We start from the raw sequence: 19,195 nt of genomic DNA, 5'->3' as shown, positions 1-19,195 counted from the left end.
AATGAAGATTCGCACCAACCATCTTCTCTCTGTGAGATCCTTAATAGTTACTATTTCTCATCATAGCCTTTTCGTTTTAAGTTAAAGCAATGCTAGCACAATCCGCTTGCTTCGTCAATTAATGAGTTACCTGGAGCCGGCGTTTACCATCTGCTTAGCCTGCATACGACTGGCCTGTAACAAAGCATCACTGAGCTTCGCATCACTAACTGCCCGTGCCAGTGCAACGGTACCCACCATACTGCTTACCAATGCATAACCATTAGAGGGATCGATCTCAGCCATATTTATAATAAACGCGATGAAACGTTGCAGCTCTTGTGTGTATGCTTGCCTGATATCTGCCGATAGCTGGGAGATCTCCCCCGATAAAGCAGGTAAGATACAACCGGCTTCCGTCTGATCCCGATGCAGGGGGCTTAAGTAAAAATCAATGACGGCCTCAATCGGCGTCTGATTTTCGTTTTTGTTATGGTCTGCAATTCTCTGCAGCATTTCAATGGTGTCACTAATGGCGAAATGACAGGTCTCCATCACAAGCTGATCTTTATTTTCAAAATGGGAGTAAAATCCTCCGTGCGTCAGTCCAGCACCTTTCATAATATGTGGAAGACTGATATTCCGCACGCCGTGGGTGCGAAATGCTTTGGCTGCGCTGGCAATGATATGGTTCCGAACTTTGAGCTTGTGCCCTTTTGGATAAGGCATCCTGCTCCCTCCCCTTTGTATAAGTCTGTATCTATTGAATGTCTTTTGAAATATTATAGTTATCATATTATTTAATGTCAATTGGTAATGGAGTGTTGACTCTTCTAAAATATGATGACTATAATATATTATGATTAACATATTATAACTTGGAGGTACCCATCATGAACTCATTAGAAGCTGTAGATACCCTGGTTATTGGATCGGGGCCTGGCGGTTATGTGGCTGCATTACGTTCGTCACAACTGGGCATGACAACAGTCCTTGTGGAACGCCACCAGATCGGAGGGGTATGTACGCATGTAGGCTGTATTCCGTCCAAAGCGCTGATTGCTGAAGCGGAGCGTATTCATTTGCGTAGACACTGGTATGCTGTTGACGAAGCTTCTTCTTTTCAGGAGGCTCAGTTGTTTAAGCAAGCTGTGGTGGATAAGCAGTCTGGAGGGGTTCGGTTTTTGCTTAAATCGGCAGGTGTGACTCTTATTGAAGGAGAAGCCAGCTTGATAGATGCGAATACCGTTGAAATTCATCACAATGAACAGATTGAGCGCCGAATGGGCTTTAAGCATCTCATCCTGGCAACCGGTTCCCGTCCGATTGAAATCAGCGCGCTTCCTTTCGGCGGACGGATTCTTTCATCCACGGAGGCGCTATCGCTGGCCGACATTCCTAAGAGCCTCGTTGTAGTTGGCGGCGGTTATATTGGTGTGGAACTGGGGCAGATGTTTGCGAGATTTGGAACCACAGTTACGATACTCGAGGGGGGTGAACAGATTTTACCCGGATTTGAAGCAGAGCTTATTGCACCTGTCGTTCGTCAACTGAAGAAGGACGGGATAACAATCCTAACGGAAGCTAAGGTTACAGGAGCAGCCCCATATACGAGTCACATTGATCTACAATATATGCGTCAGGATCAACACCATGTTGTTCAAGCTGAATATGCATTAATTACGGTTGGCAGGAAACCGAATACAGATGGAACCTTGGGTCTTGAAAAGATTGGTTTGTCCCCTACTCCGCAAGGCTTGATCGAGATTGACAAGCAGTGCAGAACATCCATTCCGAATATCTATTCCATTGGAGATATTGTTCAAGGCCCTGCCTTGGCCCATAAAGCTTCATATGAAGCAAAAATTGCAGCAGAAGCGATTGCGGGTAAACCCTCTGTCATCGACTACAAAGCTCTTCCGCTGGTTGTGTTTTCTCACCCGGAGATTACGAGCGTTGGTCTTAGCGAAACGGATTGTAAACACAAATCCATTCCTGTTATCGTTGGAAAATCTATTTTCTCTATTAACGGCCGTGCGCTGGCTCTGAAGGAAACCGAAGGATTTGTCAAAATTGTTGCTCATGCTGCGTCTGGACTTGTATTAGGTGCACAGATTGTAGGCGCTGAAGCATCTACGCTTATATCGGAGCTTTCCCTTGCGATTGAGATGGGAGCAACCGTAGAAGATATAGCCATGACCATCCACCCGCATCCAACGTTAGGTGAAATTGTCATGGAGGCCGCTGAACAGGCCCAACGGAGGCTATAACAAACGAAACTGATTTCAAAAGAAACTAAACGTTCATTCTCCGGTATGTTGGCGAACAAAACGCAGCCGGACCTTTAGCCGGCTGCGTACAGCATCTTCAGCTTCGTGCCACGCACCATCAATAGAGCTCGCTGCTGGACTGGTCATCGAGCTGACTTCAAACTGGCTTCCTCTCGCGTGATATCATCTTCCCAAGAACGGTAGTAGTCAATTTTACCCCGCAGAATATCCAAAGTCTGCTGAATCGTTTGAACCTGCTCGATTAATTTCCGCTCATGCTCTTCTAGAAGTTTCCTGCGCTTGGGAATGCCATCATTGCCAAGCCGCATCATATCAGCGAACTGTTGCATAAGAGCGATCGGCATTCCTGTAGTCTTAAGTTTTGCGAGTAATATAATCCATTCTGAATCATGCTCCCGATATATCCGATGACCATTCCCGGCACGGGGGATGGGGTCCATCAGACCGATCCTTTCGTAATAACGGAGGGTATGTACGCTTAACCCCGTCATTTCAGCTGCCTGCTGAATGGTCAGTTCTCTACCGGTCATAACGAATACGCTCCTTTCAACATCAGTTCAATTGATCAAGCTGTTCTGAGCTAATATGGAGCTTAAGTGCCCCTAAATTCTCTTCCAATTGCGTTAGACCGCTTGCAGCAACAATTGGAAGAGCTCGCGGGTGATTGTGCAGCATCCAAGCAAGGATAAGCTGATTCGGAGTCGCTCCCAGCTCTCCAGCAACCTTCCTTAGAGTATGCAATCGGATCGTCTGATCCTCTCTCTGATATGCATCGGGTAAGACAGCTTCCTTTTTGTTGTATACGCCTCCAAGGAGGGGGGAATAAGCCAAGAGCGTAAAATCATCGTGTTGACTGCAGTAAGCAAGTAAATCCTCATCCGCACTGACCTGCACTCCGAAATCCGCTTCCGCTCTAGGCTGCAAATACGTATATCGCTGCTGGATGCAGCAATAGGACGCCCATCCTTTTGACTTACTGATTGCCTTGGCTTCAAGGAGCCTGGACAGCCGGTAATTACTGCAGCCTATAGCTCTTACTTTGCCGGCTTTGACCAAGGAATCAAAGGTCTCCAAGGTTTCCTCGAGTTCAGTTTCGTTATCGTCAACATGAGCATAGTACAAATCTACATAATCTGTTCCTAGCCTCAGCAAACTTTCGTCGATTTCCTTTTCAATCGCTTGGCGGCCTAAGCCTTCCATTTTTTCGCTTTTCGGCACTACCGGTTTCGCTCCCACTTTGGTGGCCAAAATGATCTGATGTCTGTTTTTTCTTTCTTTCATCCATTCGCCAAGCAAAGACTCGCTTTCTCCGCCAACACAGCCTTCGTTCCATATCGCATAATTATTGGCTGTATCCAGAAAGTTTCCACCTGCCTCAAAAAAATGATCCAGCAACTGGAATGAGTTTTTTTTGTCGGTTCGCGATCCAAAATTCAGACAGCCTAAAGAATAAGCACTTACCAGCAATCCGGTATTCCCCAACGGAAAATGCTTCACACGATTTCCTCCCTTTAACAAACTGAATGAACTTTCGCTTGCTTGCATCGTACGTGACCAGTATAAGAGTTTAAGTGCACTCTAAGTCAATACTCCAAAACTCCATAACTCCATAATTGTGATTCTGATCATAGTTGATATCCAAAAACCTGAATATACTGAAAACATTATAATTACATTCATAACAAAAATATCCAATTTGAGGATCTGTGAACAAGGATGTAGTTGTAAATTTCACGAAAGGGGTCTTGCCGTCTCCACACTCTCCCTCCGTACATTAAGGTTGTTAGCCGCCCTAGTCTTTGCACCCCAGATCGCAGCTTGAGAAAGTGCACAGGCACAACTTTAAACCAACCAATTTGATCGGAGGAGTACTAATTATGAAAAAGACTGTAGCTTCACTTCTTGCAGGTGTTGTAGCACTTGGGTCCTTTGCCTCGGTGGGCAGTGCCGCTGAAAACAATGAGCGTAATAATCCTGTAGAGCTCTTCTCAGGCTCTTCCCCTATTTCGATTACGGACCAAGTCTGGAAAACCCCTGCAGACTCCGCTTCTGAGGACAAAGTATGGGGATATCTTGAAAGTGTTAAAGGGAACCTGCATCTTTCGGCTAAGGAGGATATTCGGGGGAAATTTAAAATTACAGAGCAAGAAGCAAACAGCAAGACCGGCAGCCAGCATTACCGGTTAAGCCAGTATATCTCAGGGATACCGGTATATGGAGCCGATCAGACCCTGCATATCGACAAAGCCGGCAATGTTACCTCTCTGCTGGGAAGTGTAGTTGAGGATGTATACCAGACCATTCCGCAGCCGCTGATTCAACTCCAAACCATATCCGGAGCAGATGCCATTCTGGCAGCCGGTCAGGATGCCACGCTGGAACATGGACCACTTGGTGAGCCCCAAGTTACTCCTACAGCGGATTTGTACTATTTTATCGTTGATGGAGAACCTCAATTAGTCTATAAAACAGAAGTGAACGTTCTGGAACCCGAGCCTTTGCGGATACGGTACTTCATTTCTGCGGAGAATGGCAGCGTACTGTTCAAATATAACATCTTAGAGAACCTGACGGGTACGGGCACTGGAGTTTTTGGAGATACCAAAACGTTCGAGACACGCCTCTCGGGTTCAACCTACCAGCTCTATGACAGCACCCGCGGCAAGGGCATTGTGACCTATACCGCCAAGAACAAGACCTCTCTTCCGGGGACGCTCTTAACCAGCACTAACAATGTCTGGACAGACAAAGCCGCGGTTGATGCCCACACTTATGCTGAGAGAACCTATGATTATTATCTCCAGCATTTCGGCCGCAACAGCCTGGACAATAAAGGACTGCAGATTCGTTCGACCGTTCATTACTATACTTCTTATAACAACGCATTTTGGAATGGTGCACAGATTGTTTTTGGTGATGGAGATGGGTCTACCTTTACACTGCTGTCCGGTGATTTGGACGTGATAGGCCACGAGTTAACGCATGGTGTGACGGAGAAAACATCCAATCTTGAATACTACGGAGAACCTGGGGCACTCAATGAGTCCTTCTCCGACATCATCGGAAATTCAATTGAAGGTGCGAACTGGCTGATCGGTGATAAAATATATACACCGGGCGTTGCGGGTGACGCGCTCCGCTCACTGGCTAATCCGCCATTGTACGGCCAGCCTGACAAATACAGCGACCGTTATACCGGTACCAGTGACGAAGGCGGTGTGCATACGAATAGCGGCATTAATAACAAAGCTTTCTATCTCGCTGCTCAAGGCGGTACGTTTAACGGTGTAACGGTCACCGGTATTGGCCGTGAGGATGCCGTTCAAATCTATTACAATGCACTTGTATATTACCTTACCACCTCATCCAACTTCTCTGCAGCACGTACAGCAATCATTCAATCGGCTACTGAATTGTTTGGTGCAGGATCGGCTCAAGTAACAGCTGTAACCAAAGCTTACAATGCGGTAGGCGTCTACTAAGAAAAGACTAACAGGCCAATGATCCTCAAGATCATTGGCCTGTGTAATGTAAATCAGCATTATAATGAAGTATTGATTGTTGCATTTACTATTTTCAGGAGACTTTCCTTGATTCCATGTGTAACTTCGTTACCATGGTACGTAATCACCTTTTTAATATCCAGCTCTAGCAGTTTGGCAATCGACTTCAACGCAGTAGGATGATCCAACGTGTAATAATCGTTAAAGGACAGGAGCTTACCATCTTTTGCATTTAATGCATCGCCGGCAATTAGCGTTTGAGTTGGAATATGATATAGCGACATATGATCTGGCGTGTGTCCAGGTGTAAAGACGACTTGAATACCGCCGGCCAGCGGCAGAATGTCTCTATCCTTAAGTGCCGTATGAACGTGCACAGACGGTGCAAAAGTTGTACCTCTGATAAGCGGAATGGCTCCCGTCAAATAGGGTACAGCCTCTTCGTGTGCGAGCACCTTCACCTCTTCCACACTTGCCTGAATGAGTTCCGGCAGACTGCCAATGTGATCGCTGTCTTGATGCGTAATGATGATATGCGTCAGCTGATCTATTCCAAAACCTTCTGCTTCAAGTAACCTACGGATCTTATCCAATTGCCCGGGAATGCCAGTATCCACAAGTACAAGATTCTGTTCATCCCACAACAATGTTGGATACACGATAAAAGATCCCATTTGCATCTCTATCGCTTTAATTCCGGTATTCGGCCGAGACATGGACATTCCTTCATCATCCTTTCCTATAAGTAGGTATATTATATTACTTATAGAAAGCCGCAAGTCAACACTTTTTCCACTCTCTATTCGGGCAGTCCCTGAAAAGAATTCCCGCGAGTCAGGCTCTGACTCTGATCGGCCCAGCGGATCTGAACCGAACGGGAAGTGAAGATGTCGGGCCCGTCCGATACTTGAAAATGCAAATTGAGCTTTTATAATTCAGAATGGAGAGCCTTGCGCAGATACGTTCCCGTTATAGAATGCTTAGCCGCAGCAAGCTGGGCAGGTGTGCCCTCGAATACGATTTGGCCGCCCCGGTGTCCGCCCTCGGGACCCATGTCAATAATCCAGTCTGCACTCTTGATCACATCCAGATTATGTTCGATGACTACCACGGAGTTGCCCCCGTCGACCAGGCGGTTCATGATGTCCAGCAGACCAGAGATATCGGACATATGCAGTCCGGTTGTCGGCTCATCCATAACATATAGGCTGCCCTCCTTGTGAAGCTCTTCAGCCAGTTTGATGCGTTGGCACTCACCGCCCGACAAAGTGCTCAAAGGCTGGCCCAGCGTTACGTACCCAAGTCCCACATCCTCCAGTGTCTGCAGCTTTCGGAGCAGCTCCTTCTTGCTGAAGAAGTCCGAAGCCTCCCGTACCGTCATAGCAAGGATGTCGCTGATGGATTGTCCATTCAGCTTGTATGCCAGGACTTCATCGCTGAAGCGTCTGCCCGCACACACTTCACAAGTCGTCCGTATCGGCTCGAGAAACGCCAGATCTGTGTAAATCATGCCTAGACCCTGACAGTTGGCACAGGCTCCCTTGGAATTGAAGCTGAACAGAGAAGCGCTTACCTTGTTGGCGGCTGCGAACAGCCGGCGGATGTCGTCCATTATTCCCGTGTAGGTAGCCGGATTAGAGCGGATGGATGTGCCCGCAGCCGACTGATCAATGACGATGGCTTCCGGATGTGAGGACAGGAAGGCTCCGTTAATCAGCGTACTTTTACCTGAGCCGGCAACTCCCGTTACCACAGTCAGTACTCCAACAGGGATATCAACGGTCACCTCCTTCAGATTGTGCAGACTGGTGCAGGCTACGCTCATTTGTCCCCTTGGCACTCTGACAGATGTCTTCAGAGGCAGACTTTGCTTCAAGTACCGTCCTGTTAACGTATCCGCACGAAGTAAGCCTGCAAAGTCGCCATTATAGACGATGGTACCGCCACGGGTACCTGCATGAGGTCCTACATCAATAATATAATCGGCGATTTCCATCACTTCGCGGTCATGTTCAACCACAAGTACCGTATTCCCTTTGTCCCTGAGCTGGCGCAGCATACCGTTCAGACGATGAACATCCCGCGGATGCAGCCCGACACTTGGTTCGTCAAAAATATAGATCATATCGGTAAGACTGCTGCTTAGATGACGGACCATCTTAATGCGTTGCGACTCCCCTCCCGATAAGGTTGAGGTCTGCCGGTCCAGACTGAGATACTCCAGGCCAATCGAGACCAGATGATTCAACCGGGTCAGAATTCCCTCTTTCATAGGCCCGGCAACGGGGTCCTGAATGGCTTCGATGATACGAATAAGCCCGCCAATCTCCATAGCCGCACACTCTGCGATGTTGTATCCGTTAATCCGGCAGCCTAAGGCTTCTTGATTAAGCCGGCTTCCCTTACACAGGCTGCATTCACTGTAAGACAAGAACCGGTCAATGGATTCGCGTTTGGCTTCGGACAGCTCGCTGCTGTCACGCTTCAGATACAGGCGTGTGAGCTTGGGCAGCAGGCCTTCGTAATCCGATTCGATCGCTCCGCCCTTGGTGTTGTACATGATATTGCTCTCTTTGCCATGCAGCAGGACATCCTTCTCTTCCTGAGTGTAGTCAACGAGTTGCTTATCATTGTTGAACAGTCCGGAATGGGCATATGAATTCCATAACCAGCCCCCCACTTTGAAAGCGGGGAACAGGATCGCGCCATCATTCAGCGACCTGGACCTGTCAAGCAGCTTCTCTACATCGAACTGCACTACTTGTCCCACTCCAGAGCACTCAGGGCACATACCGGCCGGGTCGTTAAAGGAGAATACATGCGAATTACCAATGAACGGTTGGCCAATTCTGGAGAACAGCAGCCGGAGCATCGCATTGATATCCGTGATCGTTCCAACTGTTGAACGGGAGTTGCCGCCGAGTCTTTTCTGATCGATGACAACGGCCGTAGACAAGTTCTCGATGAGATCGGCGTCTGGCTGACTATACCGGGGCAGCCGGTTGCGGATGTACGTGGAGAACGTCTCATTAAGCTGCCGCTGAGCTTCGACACTGATGGTGTCGAAGACCAGCGAAGATTTGCCCGAACCCGAGACGCCGGTGAAGATCGTGATTTTCCGTTTCGGAATGCGAACATTTACGTTTTTCAGGTTATTCTCTCTTGCGCCTTTAATGACGATATCATTAGCGTGCACCAAGCTCACCGTCCCAATGGTATATAAGCTGAACAAGTCCGGAGGAGCAGCTTCGGGTATGAGCCAATTTCAAATTCAACCGTTCTTTGATATCCGCAAACAGCGGTTTTCCTTCTCCGAGAACCACAGGGTGAACGGATAATCTGAATTCATCCACAAGTCCCAATTGAATAAACGTTGTAATCAGGCTTGCTCCACCATATAACCAGATGTCTTTACCGGATCTCTGCTTTATTTTGTTTACTTCGTCAAGAATATGGTCGTTTATAAAAATAGCTTCATGACCCGTCCCCTGCTGCGACCTGGAAAACACATATTTCTCTTTGCTATGGACTAGTGCCCAAATTTCTTTGTCATCATCCGAATCTTCATCCTTCGGAATGTATTGTCCCCATTGGTCATAGCTTTTTCTTCCATAGAATATGGTATCCACTTGATTCATAAATTGTGTGAACTCCAGCTCAGGGTCCATAGTGCACCAGTCCACTTCCCCATTTTTCCCTTCAATGAAACCATCCAAAGTAACTGCCAAATCTAAAATGATTCTTCTGCTCATGATTTATTGCTCCTTTCGTTGATTTACTATCATTATAAAGCGTTAATATGTCACCTTACGTCATATTTAAAACGCCTGATCTCCTTCTTTTAGATGAACTTTGATGTGATATAATCAGGACAAACATTTGAAAATTTATGACAAAGAGGTGTATTGCTAATGGCATTAACGTCCGCATTCACGAGCCTCAACCTGCCTGTTAAAAATGTAGCCCAGTCGAAAGCGTTCTTCACCGGACTTGGATTTGAGCTCAACCCGCAATATCCGGATAACGAGACTTCGGTAGCCCTCTTGATCGGTGACAACCTGCAGGTCATGCTGATCGATCAAGCCTTCTTTCTTACACTCACGGAGAAGGAAGCCGTCGATACGGGCAAGTATGCACAGTTGACGATTGCTTTGGAATTCGAGAGCCGGGACAAGGTTGATGAAATCGTGAACACCGCACTCTCCTTAGGCGGGAAATTGCACGCGGAACCTGAAGATCATGGATTCATGTATCATTGGGGCTTCGTGGATTTGGACGGCCATCTGTGGGCGATTAACTATATGAACATGGATGCGGAACAGGGCTGAGACTAACGAAGAGTACACTCGTACTATGGCTGCAAAAAAAGACGCCGGGCATCTTCCCCAGCGTCTTTTTTGAAAATATAAGAATGTATATGTTTCACGCTACACATTATCCTTCTATTTCTCGCCGAAACGGTACCGTCCTTTACAAGGACGGCAATGCCGTTTCCACTTGTGATTAGTTTTTTTCAGTATAGGCTTTAAAGTTGTCCATGATCGCCTGCCAGCCTGCTTGCTGGAGCTCAACGGGATTAGCATTTTCCGCATCGAATGTTTGAATAATCTTCGTCTCATTCCCTTGATCCACGAACGTAATCTCCACTCTTCTTCCGTCTTCTACGGAATAGCTGATCATCTCATGCTGATTCACGACATCGTATACGCCGCCAAAATCAAAGCCCATGCTGCCATCCTTCGCTTCCATCCGTGTCAGAAAGGTACCGCCAGGCCGCAGATTGTTCTCGGCTCTCGGTGCATGCCAGTCCTCGGACGCCTGATTCCACTTCGTGATGTGCTCCGGCTCGGTCCAGTAGCGCCATACCTTCTCGATAGGGGCTTGTACCACGGTTTGTACGGTTACTTTCGTTGGTTGATTCTCTTCCATTTAATAGACACCTCTTTCATGATCTTCGTCGCTTGGTTACTTAACATTGTCTCCCATCTGTTTGTGCATTATCCCCTGGAGTATCACTTCAATGGCCCAGAAGAACCTCTCCTTGGAGGCGGTATCCCCCGAGAATAAATCGGTCTTCAGACTGTTGATCAACGGAAAACGCACCGGATCTGCTTCGTTATAATAACTCTGGGCAGTTGCCATCAGCTCGCTTGCTCTCTTAGCCTTCTCCAAAGCAATGGAAGAAACGTACAGGAGCAATAGGTCCGTCCCCCAAGCAGCGGCCGTAGAGGTGATTCCGCCCTTTTGCAGGACGGTAAGTAAATACTCATTCAGACGAAAAGCATTATTCCCGATAGGAATCGTCTGTAGAGACAGCTCCGCTAATCCGGGTTGCTCGATAAGCAGCTCGCCATAAGCATGCAGCGCTTGAAATAACTGCTCCTTCCAATTATCGTCCGTATGCTCCGGCAGGTTCAACTCACCGAGACCAAGGTCAAGCACATAAGAGCTCAATTCCTGCAGATTTTTAACGTAAACATACAGGGAGGAAGGTCCAGTATCCAGTTGCTTGGCTACCTTCCTCATGCTCATGCCGGAGGTCCCTTCCTGCTTCAGCAGCTCATATGCGGTCTTGACAATGATTTCATGACTAAGGGGGTCTTTGGCTGGCCGGTTACGGCGGCTCACAATTTCACGTTTAGGTTTCATCATACTTTTCTTATAACATGCCGGAAGCCAATAGTAAATACACCCGCGGAAGATAACATCAGCCTTGCTGCTCATGCAGGTCTTGATAAGATTGCATGAGTGCTGCAAACTTTGGAGCCGCATTCTCCGAGAAGCTCAGGATGAGATTTTCGTTAGACACATGTGCTTTCTCTGAGGCATACTGGAACATTTTCTCCTCATATTCTTCAATGGCTTCAGGTATCTGCTTGTTCCTTACTATGGCAAGGGCCAGCTCCAGCGCATCCAGCATGGCAAGATTCACGCCTTCTCCGGCGAAAGGAGACATGACATGTGCAGCATCTCCAATCAACGTGACACCAGCGCTGCGTTCCCAGCGAAACCCGACGGGCAGCATGTAGATCCGTCTGGGCACAACTGCATCTTCCGCATACCGGATATAATTCTTGAGCGGTTCACTCCAATCGTGGAACAGCTCAAGCAGCTTTGCCTTTATCTCCTGCGGGTTATCGTTCCGGATTTCGTCTAACCAGTCCCACTCTACCTTGAAGCTCGCATATACTTTGATCCGTCCATTGCCATTCAACTGGCCCAGAATCCCTTTGTGATCATCCAGCGCGAACATTTTGCCACGTGCATTGAATGCTGCCAGATCAGGGTGATCGGCGGCAATCACGTTGAGCTCCAGCATAGTCAGACCTGAATATTCCACATCGGTATCCGTAAGCAGAGGACGAACCCGGGAAAAGGCACCGTCCGCACCAATTACAAGATCAGCCACAGCGGTATGTCCATTCTCAAAATGAAGCTCCGTCTTCCCCTCGCCTAGAGACACAGCCTTCTCCAGTTTATAGCCATACTGTATGGTAGACGGATCTAACTTATTTAAAAGCAAGTCACAAAGCACACCACGGTCAATCTCCGGGCGTCTCTGCCCTTCCGAGCTCTCTTCGTCGGCCACTTCATCCAGGTATATAGTCCCCGTTTTATCCATAAGCCGGAAGTCTTCGCCCTCAAACCGTGCTGCCTGCAGAAAAGCGTCATATAATCCCGCCTCCTTCAAAGCGAGCTGCCCGGATTCTTCATGGATATCTAAGGAGCCTCCGCGTTCGTGGCTTAGATCCTCATGCTCACGTTCGTAAATCGTCGAGGAAATACCATGCTGCTGCAGAATCAGGGCAAGCGTTAGCCCCCCTGGTCCCCCTCCAATAATTGCGATCCGGCGTTGTCCGGTAGAATTAACAGTTGTCATGTGTAGACATCTCCTTTGGGTTGAATGTTTTTTTCTCAAGAACCATGCTTCTTGCCTGCAAAAAACAAAGATAAAACCAATGCACTAACTGCAAAACTTAAAGTAATCCAGAATGTGGAGCCAAAGGCATGACCTAATTGATCGACTGAATGCTGTGCGGGAAGTCCTCTGATTTGGTTGGCCAGAAAAGCCATCGTGATGGTAACGCCGAAGGAGGACATGATCTGCTGGGCTGAAGTGGTTATGGGCGTAACACGGCTTATTAATTCCTTGGGAGCTGATCTGAGGACATGGGTATTGATCTGCATCATTGTTAATCCTTGCCCTAGCCCTGCAAAAGCAAAGCTACAAATGATGTATAACGTATTGGTATGGGCATCTATCTGTGTCAGAGCAAGTAAGGACCCGCAAAGTGACAGAATACCCATGATGGCCACCGGGCGAACACCGAAACGGTCAAACAACCTGCCGCCTAAGTTAATCCCGACCGTAGATAACAGGGCTTGCGGGATCACATATAATCCAGCCTCAAGAGGAGTTAGCCCTCTCACTTGCTGTAGATACAGCGGGAATAACAGAATACTTCCAAATAAAGCGATCTGATTCAGCCAGGCGACAGAGATGCCATGCACAAAGGTAGGCGAACGGAATACTCTTAGCTCCAGCAGCGGGTGCTTTTGCCGCAGCTCATTCCAGATAAAGACGGCCAGTATGACCAGGCCCCAGACCAGAGGAGCTAACGTCCATAAATTGGACCACCCCTTCTCTCCTGCCTGATGAACGGCAAACACAATGGAAGTAAAGGCAACCGGAGCCAAAAGCGCACCGAGCACATCCAGCTTGTTGTTAGCTTTTGCATCCGATGCAGGTAAGTACCTCCAGGCCATGAATAAAGCCAAGATGCCAACCGGCACGTTGATGAAAAAGATCCAGTGCCAATTGATGTACTCGATCAGCCAGCCCGACAATAAGGGGCCTAGAATGGGGGCCAGCAGCATCGGGATACCGAGGATGCCCATGACAGATCCTCTTTTGTCAGGTGGAGCGACCATGAATACAGTGGCAATTCCGATGGGAGCCACCATACCTCCGCCCAAACCTTGAATGATGCGGAAAACGATAAGCTGACTAGGGGTGGTTGCCATTGCACACAGCACAGAAGCGAGAACAAATAACACAATGCTAATCATAAACATCCGTTTGGGCGAGAAACGGTCAGAGAACCAGCCGGCTAACGGAATGACTGCTGATAAAGACAAAGTATACGCCGTGATGACCCACTGAATCGTGCTGAGATTGGTATCGAAGGCATTCACTAATTTCGGTACCGCCACATTCATGATGGTGCTGTCTAAGATCACTAAGAACATCCCTGAAGCGACCGCGAGAAGTATGGGCAATATCTGCTTTAAGGAAAAGGCTGCTTGCACATTGTGGCTACTATTTGTATCTGACATACACGCTCTCCTCCTTTCCTACATAAGCGTATGAATTAGTTAAGCTGATACATTTATAACATAACGAACACCGTTCGTCAAGAACGATGTTCGTTATTGGTTATGCGTTTTTCTTAAAATAAAAGGAGTATCCCATAAGCCATGAAATGGCTGGGACACCCCTTCTATTCATTAATTATTTGATGTATTTTCTTATATAATTGTCTAAAAGAAGCTCCGCTTTATCCAATTGCTTGACTCCTTCTCCAACCTTATTGTAACCTGCTTCGAATTTGGGATAATTAATTTTGGTTGTCTTCAGACTGTCTCGCATTATAGTCATCCCCTCTAACTGGAGTTTTGCCCCTGCTAGATAATGGTTATGTATTTCTTTTAACTCTGCATTATTCACTTTTACGTACTTCAATCCGGATACAAACTTAGTATAGTTGGGCACTACAGTATTGCTTAAAGACAGGAAAAATGTTTTTCTTGTTGAGTCTTTTATTCGTAAGTCAATTAGTTGATTATATGTAGTTATAGCTTTTTCTTCATAGTTTTCTAGCAGTTCTAATTGCTTGCTATACTCTTCTACATCCTTAATCATGATTTCTTCATGAGTAGGTTCCTTTATGACTACTGGATTTGTTGGTTCAGGGGTTGGTGTAGGAGTTGGTTCAGGTATAACTGTATAATCATCGACCACTTGAACATTGAACACATAAGGCTCGAACTTTTCTCCAATATTGACAGTTAAGGTGGCTGTCCCTTTATTTAAGGCATGAAGTTCAGAAACCCATTGCGTTTTCCGTACAACCTTTACAATATTCTCATCTGAGGAAATTGGAGTAAAATCATAGTCCGCCACGTCTCCATCCGTCCAGTCCGTGATGGCAATTTGGAATGACTTCAACTCCCCAATTTTAATTTCAGTAGGTTTGGTCACTTTGACGATATCGGTGATGTTTCGTGCTGCCGCACTTATATTTCCAGCCCCAGATACGACCGATAATATAAGTGCTAACATTAGCGCATAAATCAAATTCTTTTGCTTCATAGATACTTTCTCCCCGCTTGTTTACACATAGTAAAGGCCTCTACCAATCTTGCTAGCATATTTCCATAAATAGGTTGCATGTAGCAAAAACAGAAAAGTTCTTTCCAAGCTTTATTATACAGCTTTCCTCTGCTTTGGAAATCCCATCCTTATGACTTTTTTGTTTTACCCTCCGCCCCGCAGTAGTCATTCAGTTACTGTAGGCGCTGGAACGATAGCAACTGCATTTTATACAATGAAATGCTGTAAAAAAAACTTCGAAATAGATTCTATTGTATTCGATACAATTGAATGTTTAAAAAAGGCCGTACGGAGATTCGGCGGCACATCCGACGATTTAGTTGTACAAATTGCAATTAAGCAAAATTCCTATAACAACCTGAACAATAACAAACAGCCCCCTTCATATTTCTATTCTCAGAATAGTATAAAGAAGGGGGTTCTGCTCCCGAAATCATTTGTAATTATAACAAAATCGTATATTATTCCACGCTATGCTTAATTGAAATGGTCTCGTCTTAAAGGTCTTCCGGCTTTATAAATTTCACCTCTGGATAGCTGGCGTTTGGACCCTTAAGCAATTGTACGTCTTCTCCTTTTAATTCCTTATTAAAGAAATCGAGGACATATTGATTTACGAGGTCTGATCCTCTTTTACCATTGATATCTCCGGTGATTCCAGTCAGTTTGATCAGCTCAGAATAGAACTGAAGATCCGTGAAATTGAAGTGTTGGGTACCCTCAATATAAATCGCAGGCACTCCCTGATTGATCGCATTTTTAATAATGTGCAGCTCTTCTTCAAGCTGTTTCGTGACTTCGTTATCCGGATTGGGACCCTTCTTGAAATCGGTCAACCAGTCTTTAAAAGCTCCGGATCTTATGAACATAAACGGCTTGTTTAGATCCGCTCTATTGTCCACTTCGATCAGTGACCCGTCCATATTGACCCCGGCTTTAATTCTAGGATCTAAATAAGTTGTGTCAAACGCTGTTGCCCCCCCGAAGGAATGCCCCATTACGCCCAGATGATCTAGATCCATTTTTCCTTTAAATTGACTTTCGATTGCACCTGAATTCAGCCTTTCCATTACGTCGATTACAAACTCCACATCTTTAGTCCATATCTTACCGATTCTTTTGCGATCTTCTACGGTAGTCATCTTAGTGGTATAGTCCGTTACACGGCCATCCGGAAAAATAGTAGCAAAGGTGCTATACGTATGGTCGATGGTAACCACGATATATCCGTGACTGGCGAGATTCTCGGCCTGTGATGCATGGAGAACCCGGCTGGTTCCCATACCGTGAGATAGCAGTACCACCGGATAAGGACTTGTAGAAGGCAATAGTTCTACATTTTCATAAGAGTTGGTTTTGCTATACTTCCAGTAATCGAATACAAAGTCCGGAAGGCTTAATGAATTGGAATAGGTCTGGATATACTTTTTGAACATTTCTTTATCTTTTGGAAACAGAGCTTCCCTCTTCTTGTTGCTGCTATTTTCAGTAGGGTACCACATTTGAACCATCAGTTCCCGCTTATCGCTTGGATCTGCAGTTAAGACTTCATCTCTGTTCTGATCCGTAAAATGAAAGGCTTGAGTACCCACCTTCTCCGGTCCATTAAGCTTCGGCAAATGAAAGACTGGCAAGTATACTGACAAGGCGGTAGATATAACAAGCAGAATGACGATGATGGAAGATGAACTATATTTCAACAGCTTCCCTGCTTTTATATTCCCTATATTTCCTATCTTACCTAAATGCCTGAGTATAACGATGAGGATGAGCAGCGCTGTCATGATATATACCACAAGCAACTGCCATCTGTATCCTTCGAACAATAATTGAACTGCCAATATAACGCTGCTTCCGATCCCCAAAACCAGTCCTGTTGTCTTTGCACCTCTTCTGATAAACAATAGATCTGCGAGTAGCGCGAAACAGGCTAGAACTAAAAGCACCTCAAATAATCTCATTTTACTCCCTCTCTTTCTACTACTACTTCTTCTGGTAGAATGTAAGCTTAAGCAATGAAAGTGTACTCTCCGTGACGACAACATGAACTGAATATGAACGGACAAAAGAAATGAAATCCAAAGCTAAAAACCCTCAGGACGCTAGAATCGCGGTCCTGAGGGTTCAACCATTGTAGATTATTTCAGGCTAAATAAGCTGCTTGAGTACCGTGAAACAAGCGGAATTGCAATAATGAAATACACTACAGCTAATAAGGTGACGGCAACAGCTAAGCTCCAGGGTTCCGGGCGCAGCAAGAATGCAGCAAGGAAACCAATCGAACCCAAGCTGTTCAGCAAAGTAAACAAGGGGTTACCCGTAGTCATATCCGGGGTATAAGGCTGGAGGAGGTAATACAGCAGTAAATGATGTACCGAGAAAATCACCGCCTACGCCAGTGTTAACAGCCATACCGGAAGAAGGAATGGATGAAACCTCCCGTCAGCGGTAATCAGTACAAACACTGTCAGAACAGCCGCCAGGTTTGCGCCGATCAGCATATTTCGCCCCAACAGCCACCGCAGGCGCAGGCGGAAATGCTGTGCCGCATCCCTCCGGTAGAAGGAATAGCGCAACAGCGGCAGATCACAGTGACGAAAAAGCACCCGGCATAGCTGATTGCCCATCGTCAATTGAAACTTAGCCAGAATGATAAAAGATACATACCGTTCAAGCTGTGTGACATTCAGATGATCTGCAAAGATCAGCGCGGAGACTGTTAACAGGACACCGATTACGCTAATGATCACTAATCTTTTTTGGAAGGGCGCATTTACAAGTTTGCTATGCCGCTTAACAAAAACAGAGTGCAAGTAGGCGTAACCCCTCTTGTCCGCAACAGGAAGAGGCCCGCTACTATCGCTGGTGTAATCAGCCTGAACCTGTAGACTTTTTTGCTGAATATCCATCAGCATCCGTTCCATGTTTAACAGCGGATCATCGAAGCTTGTCACCGCTCTTACCGCATCCGTATAATTCGTTCTTTGCAGCAGTACATACCCGGCGGTCATGCCGCTGAGCAGCAGCACTGCCAGAAGCAGTGGTTGATCGAGGACAGCGGCACCAAACAGCGGAACATCCATCAATCCTGTGAATGGCAGATAGGCGGCAGCAAGCGTGATCAGCATCACCACGGAGACGATCCCTGTCTTTTTCACCATTATGATCTGAGATTTTCGGAAAAGCCGCAAATGCAGCAGCTCGCATCCAATCCTCCACATCGTCACAGCCCCAACCAGTAAGAGCGCCTGTATCGCCGAAATGCCTAAGCTGCCGGCAGTGATCATCATGGCAATCCATTGGTACACCATAAAAGTCGCATACCGGTTAATCAGAACGGCCCGCATATATCTTGTAGGTGCTATCCGCATCAGCCGGACCGCAGTATATTTCATTTTACTGGCTTCCAGCACCCTCGCACTTGATACTCCTGCCAGTAAGACGCTGATGCAAAAATACATGTGCACGAACAAAGCAAGCCGTTCATCGGCCGCCCAATCGTCTGTCCACAACGCAATCGGCAGTGCCAGCAGTACTCCGAAATAGAGTAAGCTCTCGGCTATACCGCCCAGAAGGATCAGAACAACCGCAATCCGGCCAACCCGCCGCTTGGCGTGCACAGCCCCATACGCCCGCTCCGTGATGAATCTCCCAATCAGCGGCAGCCGCCGGGAATAAAAGATCAGCTTGTTAACCAAGGTTGCCATCTGAAGCTGCCACATAGTAACCATAGTATTAAGCATCTCCGGCATAGGCATCCTCCTTCCCTATCCCGGGTTCGCTGGCGTCCTCTTCACTCAATAACTCGATCACCTGCTGCTCAACATCCGGCTGCTTCAGTAGCTCTACTGATACACGCGTCAGCTTGCCCCTCTGGAGCACAACCAGCTCATCGCATAAATCGGTTGCCAGCTGCAAGATATGGGTTGAGAAAATTAACACCTGAATCCGTGAAATAACCAAAGCCGGAGCACCCCCTCCTCTTGAATTGTAGCGATTCGTGTGACAAGCAAAGAGGAGAGTGGATT

At 46.8% G+C, this 19,195-nt stretch carries 17 protein-coding genes and 1 other annotated feature (1 of these 18 cut by a window edge); of the genes, 3 read left to right on the top strand and 14 right to left on the bottom strand.

Annotated elements, in window-relative coordinates; genetic code table 11:
• Positions 1 to 73 (bottom strand) — a binding site (T-box leader) (it extends 171 nt beyond the left edge of the window).
• A 53-nt stretch (positions 74 to 126) separates the two neighbouring features.
• The gene (locus tag C162_RS30900) at positions 127 to 708 is read right to left on the bottom strand and encodes a TetR/AcrR family transcriptional regulator (protein ID WP_036701411.1); all 582 of its coding nucleotides are present in this window, start codon (positions 706 to 708) and stop codon (positions 127 to 129) included.
• A 164-nt stretch (positions 709 to 872) separates the two neighbouring features.
• Between C162_RS30900 and lpdA the strand changes: the two genes are divergently transcribed.
• Positions 873 to 2,249: a dihydrolipoyl dehydrogenase gene (lpdA, locus tag C162_RS30895; protein ID WP_036701408.1), complete on the top strand. Its 1,377-nt coding sequence runs from the start codon at positions 873 to 875 to the stop codon at positions 2,247 to 2,249.
• 143 nt (positions 2,250 to 2,392) lie between these two features.
• On the opposite strand, the gene C162_RS30890 is transcribed toward lpdA, so the two are convergent.
• A complete protein-coding gene (locus tag C162_RS30890) occupies positions 2,393 to 2,800 on the bottom strand; it encodes a MerR family transcriptional regulator (protein ID WP_036701406.1) in 408 nt (135 codons plus the stop codon).
• A 22-nt stretch (positions 2,801 to 2,822) separates the two neighbouring features.
• The gene (locus C162_RS30885) at positions 2,823 to 3,767 is read right to left on the bottom strand and encodes an aldo/keto reductase (RefSeq protein ID WP_036701404.1); all 945 of its coding nucleotides are present in this window, start codon (positions 3,765 to 3,767) and stop codon (positions 2,823 to 2,825) included.
• A 380-nt stretch (positions 3,768 to 4,147) separates the two neighbouring features.
• Here C162_RS30885 and C162_RS30880 point away from each other — a divergent pair, with 380 nt between their 5' ends.
• Positions 4,148 to 5,752 (top strand): M4 family metallopeptidase, encoded by a 1,605-nt coding sequence (locus C162_RS30880; protein WP_036701402.1) that lies wholly within the window; start codon positions 4,148 to 4,150, stop codon positions 5,750 to 5,752.
• A gap of 59 nt (positions 5,753 to 5,811) precedes the next feature.
• Here C162_RS30880 and C162_RS30875 read toward each other — a convergent pair whose 3' ends face one another.
• The 3 genes from C162_RS30875 to C162_RS30865 form a co-directional block, all read right to left on the bottom strand.
• Positions 5,812 to 6,495 carry an MBL fold metallo-hydrolase gene (locus tag C162_RS30875; protein WP_036701400.1) on the bottom strand — a complete coding sequence of 228 codons (684 nt, stop codon included), beginning with the start codon at positions 6,493 to 6,495 and terminating at the stop codon, positions 5,812 to 5,814.
• A 206-nt stretch (positions 6,496 to 6,701) separates the two neighbouring features.
• Positions 6,702 to 8,978, bottom strand: coding sequence for an excinuclease ABC subunit UvrA (locus tag C162_RS30870; RefSeq protein WP_200869259.1), 2,277 nt, complete (start codon positions 8,976 to 8,978; stop codon positions 6,702 to 6,704).
• Positions 8,959 to 9,525, bottom strand: coding sequence for a dihydrofolate reductase family protein (locus tag C162_RS30865; protein ID WP_036701398.1), 567 nt, complete (start codon positions 9,523 to 9,525; stop codon positions 8,959 to 8,961). The genes C162_RS30870 and C162_RS30865 overlap by 20 nt, the downstream gene beginning before the upstream one ends.
• A gap of 159 nt (positions 9,526 to 9,684) precedes the next feature.
• Here C162_RS30865 and C162_RS30860 point away from each other — a divergent pair, with 159 nt between their 5' ends.
• On the top strand, positions 9,685 to 10,101 hold the full coding sequence (locus C162_RS30860) for a VOC family protein (RefSeq protein WP_036701397.1): 417 nt from the start codon (positions 9,685 to 9,687) through the stop codon (positions 10,099 to 10,101).
• Between the two features lie 175 nt (positions 10,102 to 10,276).
• Here C162_RS30860 and C162_RS30855 read toward each other — a convergent pair whose 3' ends face one another.
• The 8 genes from C162_RS30855 to C162_RS30820 form a co-directional block, all read right to left on the bottom strand.
• Entirely contained in the window at positions 10,277 to 10,702 is a 426-nt protein-coding gene (locus C162_RS30855; RefSeq protein ID WP_036701395.1) for an SRPBCC family protein, read from the bottom strand.
• 36 nt (positions 10,703 to 10,738) lie between these two features.
• On the bottom strand, positions 10,739 to 11,425 hold the full coding sequence (locus C162_RS30850) for a TetR/AcrR family transcriptional regulator (RefSeq protein WP_036701489.1): 687 nt from the start codon (positions 11,423 to 11,425) through the stop codon (positions 10,739 to 10,741).
• Between the two features lie 55 nt (positions 11,426 to 11,480).
• Complete coding sequence (locus tag C162_RS30845; protein WP_036701394.1) at positions 11,481 to 12,653, bottom strand: FAD-dependent oxidoreductase; 1,173 nt, start codon at positions 12,651 to 12,653, stop codon at positions 11,481 to 11,483.
• A 35-nt stretch (positions 12,654 to 12,688) separates the two neighbouring features.
• Complete coding sequence (locus C162_RS30840; protein ID WP_051494065.1) at positions 12,689 to 14,110, bottom strand: MDR family MFS transporter; 1,422 nt, start codon at positions 14,108 to 14,110, stop codon at positions 12,689 to 12,691.
• Positions 14,111 to 14,285: 175 nt separating this feature from the next.
• Positions 14,286 to 15,146: a hypothetical protein gene (locus C162_RS30835; protein WP_036701392.1), complete on the bottom strand. Its 861-nt coding sequence runs from the start codon at positions 15,144 to 15,146 to the stop codon at positions 14,286 to 14,288.
• Positions 15,147 to 15,664: 518 nt separating this feature from the next.
• Positions 15,665 to 17,128: an alpha/beta hydrolase family protein gene (locus C162_RS30830; protein WP_036701389.1), complete on the bottom strand. Its 1,464-nt coding sequence runs from the start codon at positions 17,126 to 17,128 to the stop codon at positions 15,665 to 15,667.
• Between the two features lie 429 nt (positions 17,129 to 17,557).
• Positions 17,558 to 18,919: a hypothetical protein gene (locus C162_RS30825; protein WP_036701387.1), complete on the bottom strand. Its 1,362-nt coding sequence runs from the start codon at positions 18,917 to 18,919 to the stop codon at positions 17,558 to 17,560.
• A complete protein-coding gene (locus C162_RS30820; RefSeq protein WP_036701384.1) occupies positions 18,903 to 19,130 on the bottom strand; it encodes a hypothetical protein in 228 nt (75 codons plus the stop codon). The genes C162_RS30825 and C162_RS30820 overlap by 17 nt, the downstream gene beginning before the upstream one ends.
• Positions 19,131 to 19,195: the final 65 nt, after the last annotated feature.

This window comes from Paenibacillus sp. FSL R7-269 (assembly GCF_000517865.1).
In the GTDB taxonomy this organism is placed as follows: domain Bacteria; phylum Bacillota; class Bacilli; order Paenibacillales; family Paenibacillaceae; genus Paenibacillus_AQ.
This window is presented reverse-complemented; position numbering and strand designations above follow the sequence as displayed.

Excerpts from the sequence above, each read along its gene's own strand:
- C162_RS30900 (WP_036701411.1), bottom strand. The coding sequence starts at position 708 with ATGCCTTATCCAAAAGGGCACAAGCTCAAAGTTCGGAACCATATCATT.
- lpdA (WP_036701408.1), top strand. The coding sequence starts at position 873 with ATGAACTCATTAGAAGCTGTAGATACCCTGGTTATTGGATCGGGGCCT.
- C162_RS30890 (WP_036701406.1), bottom strand. The coding sequence starts at position 2,800 with ATGACCGGTAGAGAACTGACCATTCAGCAGGCAGCTGAAATGACGGGG.
- C162_RS30880 (WP_036701402.1), top strand. The coding sequence starts at position 4,148 with ATGAAAAAGACTGTAGCTTCACTTCTTGCAGGTGTTGTAGCACTTGGG.
- C162_RS30875 (WP_036701400.1), bottom strand. The coding sequence starts at position 6,495 with ATGTCCATGTCTCGGCCGAATACCGGAATTAAAGCGATAGAGATGCAA.
- C162_RS30865 (WP_036701398.1), bottom strand. The coding sequence starts at position 9,525 with ATGAGCAGAAGAATCATTTTAGATTTGGCAGTTACTTTGGATGGTTTC.
- C162_RS30860 (WP_036701397.1), top strand. The coding sequence starts at position 9,685 with ATGGCATTAACGTCCGCATTCACGAGCCTCAACCTGCCTGTTAAAAAT.
- C162_RS30855 (WP_036701395.1), bottom strand. The coding sequence starts at position 10,702 with ATGGAAGAGAATCAACCAACGAAAGTAACCGTACAAACCGTGGTACAA.
- C162_RS30850 (WP_036701489.1), bottom strand. The coding sequence starts at position 11,425 with ATGATGAAACCTAAACGTGAAATTGTGAGCCGCCGTAACCGGCCAGCC.
- C162_RS30845 (WP_036701394.1), bottom strand. The coding sequence starts at position 12,653 with ATGACAACTGTTAATTCTACCGGACAACGCCGGATCGCAATTATTGGA.
- C162_RS30840 (WP_051494065.1), bottom strand. The coding sequence starts at position 14,110 with ATGTCAGATACAAATAGTAGCCACAATGTGCAAGCAGCCTTTTCCTTA.
- C162_RS30835 (WP_036701392.1), bottom strand. The coding sequence starts at position 15,146 with ATGAAGCAAAAGAATTTGATTTATGCGCTAATGTTAGCACTTATATTA.
- C162_RS30830 (WP_036701389.1), bottom strand. The coding sequence starts at position 17,128 with ATGAGATTATTTGAGGTGCTTTTAGTTCTAGCCTGTTTCGCGCTACTC.
- C162_RS30825 (WP_036701387.1), bottom strand. The coding sequence starts at position 18,919 with ATGCCGGAGATGCTTAATACTATGGTTACTATGTGGCAGCTTCAGATG.